Origin of the sequence: Ensifer sesbaniae (assembly GCF_013283665.1) — a bacterium.
GTDB classification, from domain to species: Bacteria; Pseudomonadota; Alphaproteobacteria; order Rhizobiales; family Rhizobiaceae; genus Ensifer; species Ensifer sesbaniae.
Map to the genome: position 1 here is coordinate 200047 of NZ_JABEKU010000002.1, position 15231 is coordinate 215277.

Annotated in this window: 19 protein-coding genes and 2 pseudogenes; 9 read left to right on the top strand and 12 right to left on the bottom strand. The window is 58.6% G+C overall.

Going from position 1 to position 15231, the window contains the following annotated elements; genetic code table 11:
- The first annotated feature begins 85 nt into the window (after positions 1-85).
- From BHMPCIPO_RS18685 to BHMPCIPO_RS18695, 3 genes are read left to right on the top strand one after another with little or no spacing between them, the layout of a single operon-like run.
- Positions 86-352 (top strand): hypothetical protein, encoded by a 267-nt coding sequence (locus tag BHMPCIPO_RS18685; RefSeq protein ID WP_173518347.1) that lies wholly within the window; start codon positions 86-88, stop codon positions 350-352.
- Positions 353-354: 2 nt separating this feature from the next.
- Positions 355-579, top strand: coding sequence for a DUF1488 family protein (locus BHMPCIPO_RS18690; RefSeq protein WP_173518348.1), 225 nt, complete (start codon positions 355-357; stop codon positions 577-579).
- 11 nt (positions 580-590) lie between these two features.
- The gene (locus BHMPCIPO_RS18695; RefSeq protein ID WP_173518349.1) at positions 591-1403 is read left to right on the top strand and encodes a transglutaminase-like domain-containing protein; all 813 of its coding nucleotides are present in this window, start codon (positions 591-593) and stop codon (positions 1401-1403) included.
- A gap of 302 nt (positions 1404-1705) precedes the next feature.
- Here the strand turns inward: BHMPCIPO_RS18695 and BHMPCIPO_RS18700 are convergent, their stop codons facing one another.
- From BHMPCIPO_RS18700 to BHMPCIPO_RS18705, 3 genes are all read right to left on the bottom strand, one after another.
- Positions 1706-3484: an SLC13 family permease gene (locus tag BHMPCIPO_RS18700; RefSeq protein WP_173518350.1), complete on the bottom strand. Its 1779-nt coding sequence runs from the start codon at positions 3482-3484 to the stop codon at positions 1706-1708.
- A 163-nt stretch (positions 3485-3647) separates the two neighbouring features.
- Complete coding sequence (locus tag BHMPCIPO_RS33485) at positions 3648-3770, bottom strand: hypothetical protein (RefSeq protein ID WP_106407803.1); 123 nt, start codon at positions 3768-3770, stop codon at positions 3648-3650.
- A gap of 58 nt (positions 3771-3828) precedes the next feature.
- Positions 3829-4170 carry a hypothetical protein gene (locus BHMPCIPO_RS18705; protein ID WP_173518351.1) on the bottom strand — a complete coding sequence of 114 codons (342 nt, stop codon included), beginning with the start codon at positions 4168-4170 and terminating at the stop codon, positions 3829-3831.
- A gap of 603 nt (positions 4171-4773) precedes the next feature.
- On the opposite strand from BHMPCIPO_RS18705, the gene BHMPCIPO_RS18710 reads away from it, so the two are divergent.
- Positions 4774-5007: a hypothetical protein gene (locus tag BHMPCIPO_RS18710; protein WP_173518352.1), complete on the top strand. Its 234-nt coding sequence runs from the start codon at positions 4774-4776 to the stop codon at positions 5005-5007.
- A gap of 851 nt (positions 5008-5858) precedes the next feature.
- On the opposite strand, the gene BHMPCIPO_RS18715 is transcribed toward BHMPCIPO_RS18710, so the two are convergent.
- The 5 genes and pseudogenes from BHMPCIPO_RS18715 to BHMPCIPO_RS18730 form a co-directional block, all read right to left on the bottom strand.
- A complete protein-coding gene (locus BHMPCIPO_RS18715) occupies positions 5859-6122 on the bottom strand; it encodes a DUF1488 family protein (RefSeq protein ID WP_173518353.1) in 264 nt (87 codons plus the stop codon).
- 139 nt (positions 6123-6261) lie between these two features.
- On the bottom strand, positions 6262-6510 hold the full coding sequence (locus BHMPCIPO_RS18720) for a hypothetical protein (RefSeq protein WP_173518354.1): 249 nt from the start codon (positions 6508-6510) through the stop codon (positions 6262-6264).
- A gap of 191 nt (positions 6511-6701) precedes the next feature.
- Positions 6702-6917 (bottom strand): annotated as a pseudogene (locus BHMPCIPO_RS33845) (hypothetical protein).
- An 11-nt stretch (positions 6918-6928) separates the two neighbouring features.
- A pseudogene (locus tag BHMPCIPO_RS18725) lies at positions 6929-7212 on the bottom strand (hypothetical protein).
- Between the two features lie 401 nt (positions 7213-7613).
- Entirely contained in the window at positions 7614-7763 is a 150-nt protein-coding gene (locus BHMPCIPO_RS18730) for a hypothetical protein (RefSeq protein WP_173518355.1), read from the bottom strand.
- Between the two features lie 32 nt (positions 7764-7795).
- Between BHMPCIPO_RS18730 and BHMPCIPO_RS32940 the strand changes: the two genes are divergently transcribed.
- Entirely contained in the window at positions 7796-8350 is a 555-nt protein-coding gene (locus tag BHMPCIPO_RS32940) for a carboxyl transferase domain-containing protein (RefSeq protein ID WP_246304467.1), read from the top strand.
- A 99-nt stretch (positions 8351-8449) separates the two neighbouring features.
- Here BHMPCIPO_RS32940 and BHMPCIPO_RS33850 read toward each other — a convergent pair whose 3' ends face one another.
- Both BHMPCIPO_RS33850 and BHMPCIPO_RS18740 read right to left on the bottom strand, forming a co-directional pair.
- On the bottom strand, positions 8450-8677 hold the full coding sequence (locus tag BHMPCIPO_RS33850) for a hypothetical protein (RefSeq protein WP_246304469.1): 228 nt from the start codon (positions 8675-8677) through the stop codon (positions 8450-8452).
- 17 nt (positions 8678-8694) lie between these two features.
- Positions 8695-8994: a recombinase family protein gene (locus BHMPCIPO_RS18740; RefSeq protein ID WP_246304471.1), complete on the bottom strand. Its 300-nt coding sequence runs from the start codon at positions 8992-8994 to the stop codon at positions 8695-8697.
- Between the two features lie 71 nt (positions 8995-9065).
- Between BHMPCIPO_RS18740 and BHMPCIPO_RS18745 the strand changes: the two genes are divergently transcribed.
- Positions 9066-9428: a hypothetical protein gene (locus tag BHMPCIPO_RS18745; RefSeq protein ID WP_173518356.1), complete on the top strand. Its 363-nt coding sequence runs from the start codon at positions 9066-9068 to the stop codon at positions 9426-9428.
- Between the two features lie 1086 nt (positions 9429-10514).
- Positions 10515-10997: a hypothetical protein gene (locus BHMPCIPO_RS18750; protein WP_173518214.1), complete on the top strand. Its 483-nt coding sequence runs from the start codon at positions 10515-10517 to the stop codon at positions 10995-10997.
- Positions 10998-11046: 49 nt separating this feature from the next.
- On the opposite strand, the gene BHMPCIPO_RS18755 is transcribed toward BHMPCIPO_RS18750, so the two are convergent.
- Both BHMPCIPO_RS18755 and BHMPCIPO_RS18760 read right to left on the bottom strand, forming a co-directional pair.
- Positions 11047-11688: a LuxR C-terminal-related transcriptional regulator gene (locus BHMPCIPO_RS18755; protein WP_173518357.1), complete on the bottom strand. Its 642-nt coding sequence runs from the start codon at positions 11686-11688 to the stop codon at positions 11047-11049.
- A gap of 5 nt (positions 11689-11693) precedes the next feature.
- On the bottom strand, positions 11694-13079 hold the full coding sequence (locus BHMPCIPO_RS18760; RefSeq protein ID WP_173518358.1) for a sensor histidine kinase: 1386 nt from the start codon (positions 13077-13079) through the stop codon (positions 11694-11696).
- A gap of 279 nt (positions 13080-13358) precedes the next feature.
- Between BHMPCIPO_RS18760 and BHMPCIPO_RS18765 the strand changes: the two genes are divergently transcribed.
- Positions 13359-14078 (top strand): hypothetical protein, encoded by a 720-nt coding sequence (locus BHMPCIPO_RS18765; protein ID WP_173518359.1) that lies wholly within the window; start codon positions 13359-13361, stop codon positions 14076-14078.
- A gap of 66 nt (positions 14079-14144) precedes the next feature.
- Positions 14145-14909 carry an EAL domain-containing protein gene (locus BHMPCIPO_RS18770; RefSeq protein WP_173518360.1) on the top strand — a complete coding sequence of 255 codons (765 nt, stop codon included), beginning with the start codon at positions 14145-14147 and terminating at the stop codon, positions 14907-14909.
- Positions 14910-15231: the final 322 nt, after the last annotated feature.

The window sequence follows — 15231 nt, forward strand, 5'->3', positions numbered from 1 at the left end:
GCCATGACCAGATCGACGGTGATGGAAACACGATCCATTCAAGCAGGCTCGACACCATCGAGAACCTTGATGAAAGGCCACAACCATGAACGCCGACAGCAATGAAACTGAATCGCGAAATGCGCTAGCGATCAGCATCTGGGAAAATGAAGGCGGGACGCCAGCGCCCGACACAATGGATGATCAATGCGGCCGCCACATCGATGCGGATCGCTCCTGGGCGGTCTATCACGTGTTCACAGGCGCACCGGCGCGTGTCGGCAGCAACCTTCGGGATATAGAACGCCGGATAAAACGGATCAGGCTACCGGCCCCCGCGCGGTCCGCGTCGCGCGAAACAGAGGCACGCTGATTATGACGCTGTCATTTCCAAATCCGAGCCGCAGCCTCGATGAAACAAGAAACGCCGTCCGTTTCATCGGCCATGACGGTATGTTCGAGGTGCGGTTCTTCGTCGAGGCCGAGGCGCTCATGATAGCGGATGCCGAATTGGGCAGGTCCATCTACGAAGTCGCACGCAAGGTCTATTCCAGTGGCCGCCGCGACTCCTATACACTAACCGCCGCCGATTTCCGCTAGGATGGATCCAGATGCTGATCCGCTACGGTTATGAGATCACGCTGAACTGCCAGCAACCGACCGCGTTGGTATGCCTGCTGTCGGTCCACGAGGATCGCGCGGCCGATATCCGGGTTCCTGAAACGACATTCACCGCGCCTGATGTGCCGACATCGACCTATCGCGATCTCTTCGGCAACCGATGCCGGCGGCTTGTTGCTCCGGCGGGTGACCTGACGATATGGGGCGATGCCACGATCGAGGACGACGGCAAGCCGGACAAGGTGTTGCCAGCCGCCCAGGAACTTCCAGTGCCGGAGTTGCCGGACGATTGCCTCGCCTACCTCATGGGCAGCCGCTATTGCGAGACCGACCGTCTCAGCCAGATCGCTTGGGACATGTTCGGCGCGGTTGCGCCTGGTTGGGGGCGTGTGCAAGCGATCTGCGATTTCGTTCACAACCATATCCGTTTCGACTACATGCGGGCCCGATCGACGCGGACGGCCTTCGAAGTCTTCCATGAGCGCGTTGGTGTCTGCCGCGACTTCGCGCATCTTGCGGTCACCCTTTGCCGCTGTCTCAACATTCCCGCACGCTATATCAACGGTCATCTCGGCGACATCGGCGTCCCGGTCGTCGACCCGATGGATTTTAGTGCCTGGATGGAGGTCTTCCTGGATGATGGATGGCACACGTTCGATCCGCGCAACAATACCCCGCGTGTCGGCAGGATCGTGGTTGCACGCGGCCGTGACGCGGCCGATGTCCCCCTCATCAACTCGTTCGGGCCGCACGTCCTGAAGTCGTTCCGGGTGTGGACTTATGAGGTGCCGGCCTTGCAATAGCCACTGGAAACATTCGCCAGCCGCGATCAAAACGCAGGAGTGGTTCACGGCATGAACGACAGCCTCTCACGGCTTCCCAGTGACCGGCAGATCGGCTTACCAAGCCATTCATGCGAGTCCTCCGCATCAAGGCTAACGGCGGGCATTATCCTTGCCGATTACCGCATAAGCGGGGCGCCTCGCGGACCCGCCGTACGGCGTTATGATCAAGACCTGCAGGCCACATCAGAATGCCGTTCCGCATCTAGTCTGGGACGCCCGACTACTTCAATCGCACGATAGCACGACACCACCGCGCTAGACTAAACTGGCGGCCAAAACCACAGGATCAGAGGCACTCCCAGCAAGACCACAATCAACGAGAGCGGCAGTCCCAACTTCCAATAGTCGCCGAAACGATAGCCGCCGGGACCCAGCACCAAAGTGTTGCACTGGTGTCCAACAGGCGTGAGAAAATCGCACGCCGCCCCTACCGCGACTGCCATCAGAAACGCATCCGGATTGTAGCCAAGGCGCTGAGCAAGGGTGACCGCGATCGGCGCGACGACGAGAACGGTGGCTGCATTGTTCAAAAACGGCGTTGCGGCCATTGCGACCACCATGATCATTGCAAGCGCACCATAGAAGGGCAATGTGCTAGCGAACTGAGCGAGGCCGCCGGCGATAAGGTCGGCGCCGCCGGTCGTGCGGATCGACTCGCTGACCGGAATGAGAGCGCCGAGCATGATCAGGATGGGCAAGTCGACGGCCTCGTAAGCTTCCCGAAGCGAAAGTGAACCGAGCAGTACCGTCAGGACAGCAGCCGTAAAGAAAGCCGTGGCGACGGGCAGCAGGCCTAATGCCGTTAGCATCATGGCACCAGTCAGGACCACCACCGGAACCAAGCCTTTTCGGGGGTTCCCCAAACGGATTTCGCGCCCGGCCAACGGAAGAAGACCGAGTTCCATCAACCTGGTCGGGAGAAGCACCAGATCGCCCTTCAAAACGAGAACGTCGCCTGGTCTTAACGCGATGTCGCGCAATCGCTCCGTGAAGCGCTCGCTGCTTCGGCTTACTGCGAGCAGATTGATATTGAAGCGATCATGCAGCGCCAAACGCTTGGCGGTTTGCCCGATCAAGACTGACTTCGGGCCGATCACCGCCTCAATTCCAGCAATCTCCTCGTCGGCTCCCTTTGCTTCCGTGGGGCGGTCGTGCCCCTCCAGTTCCAGACGCGCACGACTGATGCCTCGCTCGAGCGCCTGGGGATCTCCTTCCAACAAAACGATATCGCCTTGACGGAGTACGACGTCCGGCAGTGGCGTCAGCGGTTCGACCCGATTGCGAATGAGGCCAGTGACCAGGACCTCCTCGTCCAACAAGATCGACAGGTGACGGATCGACTTGCCGATGACGGACGAAGTCGCAGTAACGCGCGCCTCAGTCATGTAGTCGTTGATGTTCAGCGCCTTCTCCATTGTCGCGACCGCCTTGCGCTCCTTGGGAAGCAGCCGGTAGCCAAACGCCAGAAAGATCACTCCCGCTGCGGCAAGCCCTATGCCGACGGGGGTGAAATCGAACATGTTGAAAGCGCGGCCCGTCAGTTCCTCGCGCATCCGGGAGACGACGATGTTCGGCGATGTGCCGACGAGGGTCGTGAGTCCGCCAAGCAAGGAACCGGACGCCATCGGCATGAGAAAAGACGAAGGGGACGCTTTCGACCGGCGCGCCATCTGGAATGCGACTGGGATCATCATCGCCAACGCGCCGATGTTCTTGATGAAGACGGAGAGAAGCGAGACAGTCGTCACGAGCATAATAACCTGCCCCTGCACAGAGGTCACGCTGGGTGCCAGGCGATGGAGGAATGCCTCTATGACACCACTGCGCTCAATCGCGGCGCTGACGACCAGCGCGCTGGCTACAATGATGACGATGTCGTCGCCGAAGCCGGAGAACGCTGCGTTGTGCGGCACGATGCCGGCGAAAACCGCGGCAAGCAGCGCGAGAACTGCAATGAGGTCGTAGCGGAGCCGTCCCCATATGAAAGCGACCATCAGGCCGATCAGAATGGCGAAGGCGAAAGCCTGAGCCTGTGTCATGGATAAAGTCCCGACCACTCTTCGCAATGGCAGGTCCATTTTACGCGCCTGAAAGAGCTAATGTCGGGATAACTTACCAGCTTCATTCAACGGCGCTGCACCCCGAAAGTCCGTCCAGAATGTTTTCCAACGTCGTAGAGCGGATGCAAGCTTGATCAGACGACTACAGGATGCTTCCGAACAGGACCGAATAGACAATCACAGCAATCGCCAGCGTAAACGCAAGCGATACGAACAGGCGCGTGAAGTCGTAGGTATAGAAGCGGGCGGGGATGAGGTTTTTCATAGCGATCTCCTATTTTTTCGTTCAGGTTGGCCTAACTATGCGCGGTGTCTGCTGCGCTTCAGGATAGTGAGCGACTGCAACTCGTGCTGACCTTGCCGAGGACGTCCGCTGGAACTTGGATATCGGCCATAATGGTCGCTACGAGCTCGTCACGCTTCGCGCGATTGTCGTAGCCCTTAAGCGTTGCGAGATCCGTGCTGGTGGCAGCAGCCATTCGTCCTGCCGCACCTGAACAAATGCCGGCAAACGCATCCACTCTGGCCGTTTCTGCCGCCAGAGTGCTGGCAGTCGTGGTGGTGAGCCATCCCGCATTGAAGCCGATGATTGGGCTGAAGAAAAGCCCGACAACCAAACCAATCGCGTAGGGTTTTGTCCGTTCAAGGATTTGCTCGAATGTCATGATTTCATTCCCTCTAATCAGGTGATTATCGGGATCGTTGCGGGCCCGCGCTCCGACCAGGAGCCAATGGCAATCCAGACTTGTTACAGTGCTCGCTAAACTAATTAATGTAAACATACATTAGCAATGTTTTTTAAAAAATATACCAAACTTAAAATTTAGGAATAACCTTTGGTACACATTATGATTCTTCCGGTGATTATCGAAAATCAATTTCGCAAATGCCAGTACGGAGTGGCACGCTTCCGCTTGGCCGTGGATTTGTTTTTAGAAAACTTAGTAAAGCCTCAATCAGGCCATATAGATTGAACCTCGTTCTGAGGCCAGTTCGGCCTCTGCTTCATCAGAGGCACTAGAACCCACCAAACTCACCGATCATCGATCCGGCTTATCGGCCCGTCGGTGCGCCTCAGAGTTCGAGCAGATACTTCCCCGGTGCAGCGCAAGCCGATCGCATCGCCGCCAAGCTTCGTTGCCCTCAGTATTACATCCGCGAAGATGCCAACGGGCGTCAGCGGGGAAGATGACTTGGAGCCGCTCGAATGGAGTATGACACCCCTCCGCTGAAGTACAGCGGCGACTTGCCCCGAGGAGGGTCACAAGATGAAAAGCAAACACGAAGAGCACGCCCTCGCGATCAGTGCATGGGAATCTGAAGGCGGTGCGCCCGACAGATCCGGACGGCTCTATCAATATGGCCGCCGTTTCGAGGGAGATGGCACCTATACGATCTACCATGTCTTTACGGGCGAGGTTGCAAGGATAGGCTCCTGGACGATGGAGGGGCTCAGCCCCAAGAATGCTGCGCGCGCGCTGCGCGTTCTCAATGCCCCATAAGTGGCTCCGGAATAAGCGATGCGCGGCTACCCAGACGATATCGTCGCAGCCCTGAGCGAGACCGAGGTGCGCACCCTGCGGCGCGTATTTGTATCGAATTCAAAATTCCGCGCAGAGGGAAGCGCATCCAAGGAGTTGCAAACTTTCTGATGGCAGAGTTTCGGCGTCATCCACGAGACCAAGACATGTTTCTCGCTGCCGCGCGGGTGTTCTGCTGCCTCCAAGAACCAGGTCAAGGGTAGCAGACAGGCACTCAGCTGAGGTCACGCTAGGAGGATGGCCCACATCTACACGACCTGCTGCGAGAAACATCAAAATAATAAAACACAAAAAACGACACGGGAGAAAGTCAATGAAATCGCATGTTGGGAGTTCTGAATACTGTTTCAGACCGGTTGAGTTCCTAGTTCGCTCGTCGCTTGTAATGGCGCTCGGGGCGGTCGCTTGTGTTACGTTCTACGACGTCTTTTGGTAGGTGCAGGAGCGAAGATAACATGAAGCTATTTCGACATTTCGTATAAAACAAAGCCCGCCAAAACCGCGGGCTTTATTACGAAGACTAATTGGGCGAAACTAATATTCTCAATCTCGTAAGAGGGGCACCTCAAATAAGGATCATCCTCTGCTAGGCAGGGCCGGTCCAGTAACATTTTGGGGGTGATGGAAACATGCGGCGACCTGACTGCCTCGCTCGACTCGCCTCTCGCAACGAGCAGGGCGGCACGCGATCAGCGGTTGGTTTGGCGATCACGGCGGTGTGCGAGGCTTTTGGTGCCGCGCGGTCGGACTCGCGGAGCGAGTGAAGCAGCTTTCCGACAGATGGGGTGGCGCGCAAACCCTGTCGCTACCCGTCATGGAAAGTCGCTTCTTGTGAGAATGTACAACGACCTGTGCCCACTGGAGTAAACGGACTGTGCGACGTCTTCGATCAGGCCCCGTGCCGCATCGAAAGCCAAAAGACACTCGGCTTCGGTCGCGTGCGGAGAGGCGGATTTCAATAACGCCCCGGATTCGACGAAGAACGGAATCTCGAACATGCCGTCATGACCCAAGAACCGGACAGCTTTCCTAGCATCGATGAAACTTCGGCTGCGATTGGGAAAGGAGAGGGCCATAATCAACCTCGTGTCCCGCTCAGATACCGCTGAGCAGAACTAAGCAGGCTATGAAACCGATCGCGAGCGCAACCGTGGCCCAGCCGAGCGAGCGGCGGTAGTCATGGGCATAGAGTTGGTGGGAAGACGAAACCTCACATCACCCTCCCTCCGCTCGCGGACGGCGCTTTCCCTGCTTGGGATAGGTTTTGCGGGTGGCTGCCAGAAGAGATCGTTCCGTTGAAACGGACACACGAAACTTGCCCATCAGAAATCGAGCGAGGTGCTCCGCGCGAATTCCTTCTCGCGGTACCTGATACTCGGCGCAAATCGCCTCGAATACACGTCGCAGCATGTCGACCTCTGCGACGGTCATCGCCACGGGTCCATTTCCACTGAATGCGGACATTTACGTCTCCTCGCTGTATTTCTACGGAGCAATGAGGATCGGAAGCACGTTGGATGCTGACCATCGGTTGCGGTTCATCATTGTCCAGAACTCCACGCCGGTGTTCCGGTGGGGAGGTCACTTAGGAACCGTCGCATTCCACAACGTCGGTCCGTATTGAAAGGCAGCAGTGCTGTCGTATGCGCCACCATTCAGTGGCTACGGGTGATGCCCCAGTCGATCGGTTCAAGGTTATCCTCGCCGCTGACGCGGTCCTGTCCGAGTTCGTCGTTGCGAATTCGATACTGGGGTATTGTCCCTTACGGGCAGGCTTGCCGGGATGCGGTAGTCTCCGCCGCGCGCGGGCGACAGCTACTCCGGTCCCTAAGGCAAACGGACAGTCCTACGGCGTAGCGATGCTGTGACATGGTCATTGCTCTCATTGTTTTGGCGTGTTCGAAATCTCGGCGCCGCCAAGCGCGACCAGACGCGCCAGTTCGTCGGGTTCGATCTGGATCAACCGCATGCTGCTGTAGCGGTTATCGACCGTCGCGGCAGCTTAATGAAGGTGGCGACGCGGCGATAGGCGATCCAGGAAAGCCCCTCGATCAGCACCTCGTCGTCATCGATTTCGTAGTCACCAGCGGCAATCGCCTCATCGACGCCCGGCAGTGTAAAGGACCAGTCGAAGTGGATTGTCCGGTGTTTCGTTCGGTTGAACATGTCATCTACTTTCGACGCAGGCACTGCCGGCGTCGCTGGCACGCGAACTCTGTTATGTCGAAAGTGGATGCGTCAGAACCGCCGCTTTCTCGCGGCAGGACACACCGTTACGACAATCGAACAGGGGAAAATGGCGGGTCGGGACTCTGACGCCGCGAGAAGCCAAGCTGGCCTAAATCGACCCTTGGAAGCATGCGCGGCAATTGAGGTCAATTCAAGATGCCGCTGGCGGCTCATACCTGGCGGAACGATGGCCGCAATCCTTGCACTCGCGGAGAACAGTGCTTCTACGGAACACCTATCCTGCCCAACACAGCCAGGACAGCCATGCGTGGCACCTGCGGTTTCCAGACTCGGTTCAACATGCCACCGACACTGGGTTCGAGTGACGCCCCTGAGCATCATTCGGCTGGATTATCGGGCTGGGGCCGTTGCTGCGCTGCCGGGGCGACTTCATAACCGCTGAAAATCACAGGCGGCGGGCGAAACGCCCAAACCAGCATGATACTCATCGCGACGAGTAATAGAGAGAAAACAAGACGATTTGACATGGCGCTATTCTCCCACTTTTGGAGCGCTTTGAATGCAGGGGGGCAGCATTCGTCGCCATTATCAGGTCAGGTATTTCTGGCAAGGAAACGGGCAAGCACCTTCATTCAGGCCTCGCCGGCTGTGTGGGCAACTTCGATTGTCCCGTCGTTGCTCGGTAACAAAGCATCCCTCTCAGCAGCGCTTTTTGCCGGATGATGACGTCGCTTTCGTAGAGCTACCTCGCCTACGGCAAGCTCCTGTCGCAAAAAAAGTTTACCACGTTCTGTCCTCGCGGTCTTGGACGAGGGATCGTTCGAAGAGTTTGAATGTACGTGTAACGGGATGGGGGACCATCAATGCTCGGCAGGCCAACATTGCCTCGCAGGACTTTACCGTGTTGGGCGGATCATTGTCTGATATGAGACGCACGCTCAGAAGGTCTGGAACTTTATGGAGAAGGGGGGCTCCGGTCATCGGATGGAACGACCCCTGCGGCGCCCGCATCCATCGCATCCGGAAAGGCACGGCCACGCTCGCTGACTACTCAGACGTCTTCAAGCGTAACGTCGAGGAGTCCCGTCCCGCAGATTTCAGCCATGGGGCCTGACTGTCGAAGAGCTCGGCTGTGCAAGAATGCACACTACCAAAGTCCTCCGTCGCCGACCGCGCATGCGAGAATGACGTCGAGACGCTTGAGCACATCCGCCTACTTTCCGATTTCCTCCCTCTCAACAATCGAGAGGCAACTCCAGATCGTGCGGTGGTCGCCGATCCCGAGAGGATCGATATGCGCCCGGACACGCTTGGAAAGCGAAGTTGCGCTAAGCAGTTCGGCTGACACCAGTCGGCGCTTTCGCGATAGACCGTGGAACGGCCAAGGCCAAGCTGCCTGGCGGCTTCCGCCGGTGGTCTTTTTCGCCTCGATCAGCTTCATGGCTGCCTTGACTTTCTCTATGTCCAGCGGTTGGCGCCGCGTCGCTTTCCCTTTGCCCTTGCGGCAGCCACACCGTCTTTAATCCGTTCCGAGATCAGTCGCCTTTCGAAATGCGCGATGGCACCGAAGACATGGAAAATGAACTCGCCGGCGGCCGAAGAGGTGTCGATCTTCTCCTCAAGGCTGAGGAGGTCGATCTGTCGCCCCCGCAGCATCTTCACCGTTTCCAGCAGCTCCGCCAGTGACCGTCCGAGCCGGTCGAGCCGCACGACGTTAGTGTCGCCAGCGCGGGCATAATGCAGGCCGAGAGCAGACAATGTCGGATCACGTGCACGATCTCGCGGCAGCGTATGGGCTTCGTGGGGCGACCCGGAGAGATATCCCCTTCATGATCGAGGCGGCTTGGGACACAGATGAAGGCATGGTGATCGCCGCCCGCATCATCGACGTGCTGCGCCAAGCCAACCCCGCGATCTCAACCATCGAGCGCGCCGGCATCGCGGGCCGGGCGCAGGCCAGGAAACAGGCGGCTCATGCGCTTGTCACCGGTCTTCGGCCGGTGCAACTGGACGCGCTCGATGCCCTAATGATCCTCGAGGCCGGCAGGGGTACCATACCGCTCACGTGGCTCAAGCCAATCCCGACGGCGGCAAAGCCCGATTACGTTCGCGACATTCTCGAGCGCCTGCGAATGGTGAGGTACATCGGGGTTCCGGCGAAACTGACCGCCGCCGTGCACCCCGACCGATAGTAAGACCGGTGCTCTCGTCGGTGATGATGTCTTGAGTGAGAATATCCAATGCCATCGGTCAATCTCCCAATAGAACGAATTGATCAAAGAAAGAGACACCAGCTACTACGAGCCAATCGATTTATACGTGGGCTCTACGCGCCTTCTTCGAACCGTTCAAGTCATCCGCAATGACTGACTAATATATCTGTAGTTGTACCTCACTTCGACGCCTGATCAGTTCGACGGCAAAAAAGCGTTGCGGCTGAATGGGTTGTGTCGTCACATGTCGCGGTAGTGATTAGGATCACATGAGGCGAGGGTCGCTTTCAGCACGAATGCAACCAACAGAAGCTTGATGCTGTGGCCCAGAGCCGCCCGGAAAGGCGTCGCAAGCGGCTCTGGAACCACTTTTGCGACCCCGGCGGTGGATGACGCCAAGGTTGCATCAGGATATTCCGCGATTGAATTGCCCGACAAGGAGAGTAGGACTTTTGCCGCCCCGCATAGGACTTAGGTCCTATATGCACGAACCCACGACAACGGGCTGCAAGCAATCTACTCCCCAACCCGGTCGCACCAGCCCATCAAGTCACAGTCACGGATCGAAGCGCCGAAGACCGGAACCGGGGGCAACCGAACTAAGACCTTTGCGGCTAAGAATGGGGACTGAAGTCCCATGGCGTACGCTTTGGCGCCACTCTACCTTTTTGACACGCGCCATACACCGGAGCGGCAGTTTCCAAGCCCGTCTACGGTATGCCTACAACTGGGGCCAACCAAGAGCCTCCACAGATCGGCGCCCCTGACACTTGGCCCCTTGGTTTACCTCAACGGCTCCATAGGGAGAACTCCTCAAGGGGCCGTCTTTTTCTGCCGGACCGCGGCAGCGGGCTCAACCCGATAACAGCAAGCAGAGGCAGGCTCGGTCGCGTCTGCCGAGCTGATCCGCCAGATCGCGCCCGCGAATCCCCGCCCGGTTTTCCGACCATCGTCTGGCCTGGATGGGACGAAGGTCTGGCCCATCTGGGGGAAAAGTCCTGTACAGGCAGGATCTTTGCCGGGGCGAGTTGACTGCGTGTCTCGGTCGGGGGCAAAGTTCGTTCGTTGCCCGCCGCGCTGAGTGCGCTTTGCGCACGAAAAGACCTTGGAGACATGATGATCACGCGTCGGATGATCCTGACAGCATTCTTGCCGGCAGTCTGCACCCTCGCCATCTCTACACCCTACAGTCTCGAAATGTCGGGCGCCGGGCTTGCGATCGTCAAGTCGGCAGCCTTCGCCAACAATGGCAATGGTGGCGGAGGCGGGGGCGGCAATGGCGGTGGGAACGGTGGAGGAAATGGTGGCGGGAACGGAGGCGGGGGCTCAAATGGCGGCGATCGCTCCAACTCCAACAGCGAGCGTTCCAACGGCTCCAATCGTGGCACAAAGGCCAAAGGAGAGGATGTCGGCGTACGCCACGAAGGCGGCATCACCGAAGAGATTGCGAATGGCCGCTACATCATGAAGGATGCCCGCGGACGCACGATCATCAATCGCCGCGCGACGGCAAGCGATAGAAAACGAATAGATTCGTTCTTGCATTAGCCAATGGCGGTCGCACAAAGCCGGTCGGACGGTCCTGGTACGATGTGGATCAGACGTCGCGCGCATCGCGCAGCACCATCGCCGCTTCGGTGCGATTGGCGGCACCCAGTTTCGTCATGATCTGCGTCATGTGATGCTTTACGGTCTTTTCCTGCAGGTCCAGTTGGATTGCAACATGCTTGTTGCTCATGCCGGCTGCCACCAATTCCAGAACCTCCCGTTCACGAGGCGTTAGGTTGGCGACTAGGCCAGACTTGCTGCCCGCCGCCGGTGCCCGGCTGGACAGGAGCTTGGCCGACAAGGTCGGCGCAACGTAGCGGTCCCCCGAAGCCACGGTGCGAATGACGTCGGCAAGCGCTCTTGCGCCAACGCCCTTCAGCACATAACCGGTGGCCCCCCGATCCAGTGCAGTTGTCACGTCGTCACCGTCTTCGGAAACGGTGAGCATGATAATCTTCTGCGACGGGACGATTTGCAGCACCGCCGGTATCGCCTCCAGCCCGCCGCCGGGCATGGAAATGTCCATGAGCATGATATCCGGCCGGAGGCTTCCCGCGATCTGGGTGGCATCATCCTTCGAGCTGCCCTCGGCGACAATTTCGAAGCCCTCGATCTCCGACAGGCTCCGGATCACACCCTCCCGAAACAAGGGATGATCGTCCACGACAGCAACGCGAATTGGAAACACCATAATTGTCATAGCTCCTTGACGCTGGTCGTCATGCGAACGGTTGTCCCGGTCGCCGCTGTGACGACCTCGAACGTTCCTCCGAGACTTTCGATCCGTTCTCTGAGGCCGGCAAGACCAAGACTTGTGGGCAGAACTGTGTCCGGATCAAAACCGGGCCCACTGTCCACAACCTCGATCATGACGCGGTCGCCATCCATCCGCTGGGACACCCGTTGCCCAATACCGCCGCCGTGACGAAAGCCGTTGTTGAGCGTCTCTTGCACGAATCGGTAGATGCATATCTTCGCGGCGTGCGAGATGCGTTCGGGAGGCTTGGTCAACTGCAGTTCGACCGGCGCCCCCGTCCGCTGCTGATGCGCCTTTACGCACCGCTCCAGAATCTCAGTCAGACCTGCCGTCTCTATCTGCGGCAGGACCAGACCGCCGCAGATCGTGCGAATCTCCTGCATCGCCTCGTCCAAGCTCGCCTTTATCGCAGCGATTTCGCGATCACGCGTGGCCACCGGCATTTTGCTGCGCTTCAAGGCTTCACTGTCCAATCTGAGCGACGCATAGGCCACGAGTTGCGCAGGGCCATCGTGCAGGTCCGCCCCGATGCGTCTCAGATAGCTTTCGTTCAACGCTGTGGCGCGCTGCGACGCGCGCTGGAGGCGACCCCGCAACATTTCATTCTGGGCAAGCGATGCCGAGAGCTCATCGACCCTTTGCTTGAGGGCATGACGCTGGATCTCGATCGTCTTGCTGCCGCGAAGCACGATTGCCGACAGCACGACAAAGAAGGCAAGTGTGAAGGCTGCGACCGCCAGCCACGTGTGCATACGCGCCTGATTGAGACTTTGCTGAAACTCATTGGCAACTTCGTGGAATTCCGACACCGCAACCACCTGTCCGGACCAGGGCTGCAGCACGGGATTGTAAATAACGAGCGCCGGCACGGCTGAACCTTTGTCAGCCGCTACTTCTCCTTCCGGGTCGAAGCGTGCAGCCATCTTGCCCGAGAATGCGGTTTGTAATTCATCGCTGAGCCCAATCTTCGCACCGACAGCGGCCCGATCACTCGCATAGAGGAGCGTGCCGTCCGCACGCCAAAGACGAAAGGAGAGAAGCCGGTCACCCAATGCGCCCTGGCCAAGGGTCTCGTCCAGCGCCCGAGCCACGGTCTCGTCGAGGACTTCATTCTTCTGCATGTCGGGTAGCAGCGGCGCGATCACGCTATCGACGTACAGTGCTGTCGTCGCGGCCGAGTTTCGGGTGACGGCGTCTTCGATTCTGTTCGAAACAAAGGCTCCGATCAGCACCATGGCGCATGCGGCAACGGCTCCTCCGATCAGCAGGAACTGCGTGGCAAGCGATTGAGAATTCCAACGGGTTATGAGTCGATTTACGCGCACCAGGTCTCTCGGATCGGGCCGCCGGCTCGTACGGCGTGACGATTGTAGCAAGGCCACGCCAACCTAACCACTCTCAGGACGCGGTCAATGGCGCGGCAATCTCAGCAATTTTGATCGGACCTTTGATGTCCCAGGCTCAGACCTAAGTCCCGGGCGCGGAGGCAATGGTCGGGGGCCGGTGGCGCCGTATCCGGCGCGCAGATATCGTCCTTGCATCAAACGCCGTCCGCTCGGTTCCGCGAGAGGACAGTAATAGCAAGTCGGAATAAGGAGTTTCACATGGCTACGACGACGAAACTGGTCGCACGAGGCATCATGGCATTGACGCTGGCAATCGCGCCCGTGGCTGGCGGTAGCTTGGCGCTGGGCGGGGTCGCCTATGCCAAGGGCGGCAACGGCGGCGATCATGGTGGCGATCATGGAGGCGGCCACGGCAGCGATCGTGGCGGCAATTCCGGCCACGGTAAATCCGACGATGCGAAGAGCACCAAGGAGACGAAGGGAAGCAAGTCCGGCGAGAAGTCGCGCCTGAAGTCGAACGTTTCGAAGGGCAAAGAAAATGCGTCTAAACCGGTGAAGGCCGAAAAGGTCGTCAAACCAGCGCCGGTGGTGGTTGAACCTGTCGTTGAGCCTGTGGTTGAACCTGTCACGCCGGAAGCAACACCGGGTTTCGCTTCGCTCAACCGGAACTACCACGCTTACCTCAATTCGAACGATCCGAAGATGGCGGGTATCCAGGCCTACGCGAAGGCCTATGCCGAGTTTGAGGCTGAAAATGGCGTGGATGCCGTCCCTACGGATCCGGCCTTGAGCGACGAAGCGTTGCGCGACGCGCTCGCCGGCTTCACCAAGGACGGTGTCGTGACCGACGATATGGTCGACGACGCCAAGGAGATCCTCGGCGTTGGCCCTGCGGTCGGAAAGATCGACGAAATCCGCGAAACACTGCCGCCAGCGACGGTGGATGAGACCGATCCGGACGCAGAAATCGCTCAATAAAACAAAGACAGGCAGCCGGCTCCGGCGACTGTTGTCGGGCCGGTTGCCAACCAGGCGGGAGTTCGAATGTTTGATCGTGTTGCGGAAGCCTTCGACTACGCCGTGAAACAAGGACGCGTCGGCTTTTCACTTCAACACATCAACTCAGCCGCCGACGTCGGCAACGTGCTTTATTCGGAATGCTTGGGTAGGCTCGTCAAGCCCGACGGCGAAATCATGACAGCCAGCGAGTTCGTCGGCTATCTGGAGGCGGCGGGCCGCATCGCGACACTCGATAGGCATATGCTCGCCCTGGCTTTTGACTGGCTCGCATGCCAGCCACACGGTGTCCTCGGCTGCAACATTTCGGTCGAGAGCATTTCCGACGAACGCAACAGAGCGCTTCTCTTCGATCTGCTGTCTGCTAACGCGCGGTTTGCATCGCGGCTTGTCCTCGAACTGACGGAAAGCCTGCCCATGTCGGGAATTCCGGCGGCCTGCCGCTTCCTTCAAAGTCTGCAGGCGCTCGGTTACAGGATTGCCGTCGATGACTTCGGCACCGGATTCTCGACGCCTGAGGCACTCTTGTCGCTGCCGGTCGACATCGTGAAGATCGACGGATTTTTCCTGCGTCTGGATCGTGGTGACGCGGAGCGTTTTCTCTCGCATATGGTCGGTCTTGCATCCTGCGTCGCGCCGATCGTGGTCATTGAAGGCGTTGAAACCTATGCGCAATTCGAAGCCGCGCAGGTCGCAGGGGCAACGCATGTTCAAGGGTTTCTGCTCTCCGAGCCTACCCTCACTCCGCTATTTGGTGGAGAATTCCGCTCTCGCGCGACGATGGAGTGCTGAGAGCAGGGGCAAGATCACTGTTTTCATTAAGCTGCCTGCCTTCGGACGCACACCTCCAGTCTCGCAATAGTGTGCAGCCGAGCGCTGATTAATAATCGCCCTGCCGCCTAAAAAATGTTCCGGAGAAGAGGGGATCCCAGAGCATCTGGTCGCTTGGGGCTGGGGGTGCTCTGGGATCCCGAGCGCCACCGGTGCCGTTGGCGCTCACCAAGCAATGTCAGGGCAAATCGGATTCGGCAATGCAACTACGACCTTTGCCTGAGTGCATCGGACCTAAGTCTTAGGTTGTGTCATCTCCCGGGTGGGAACTCCGCGCAACGCA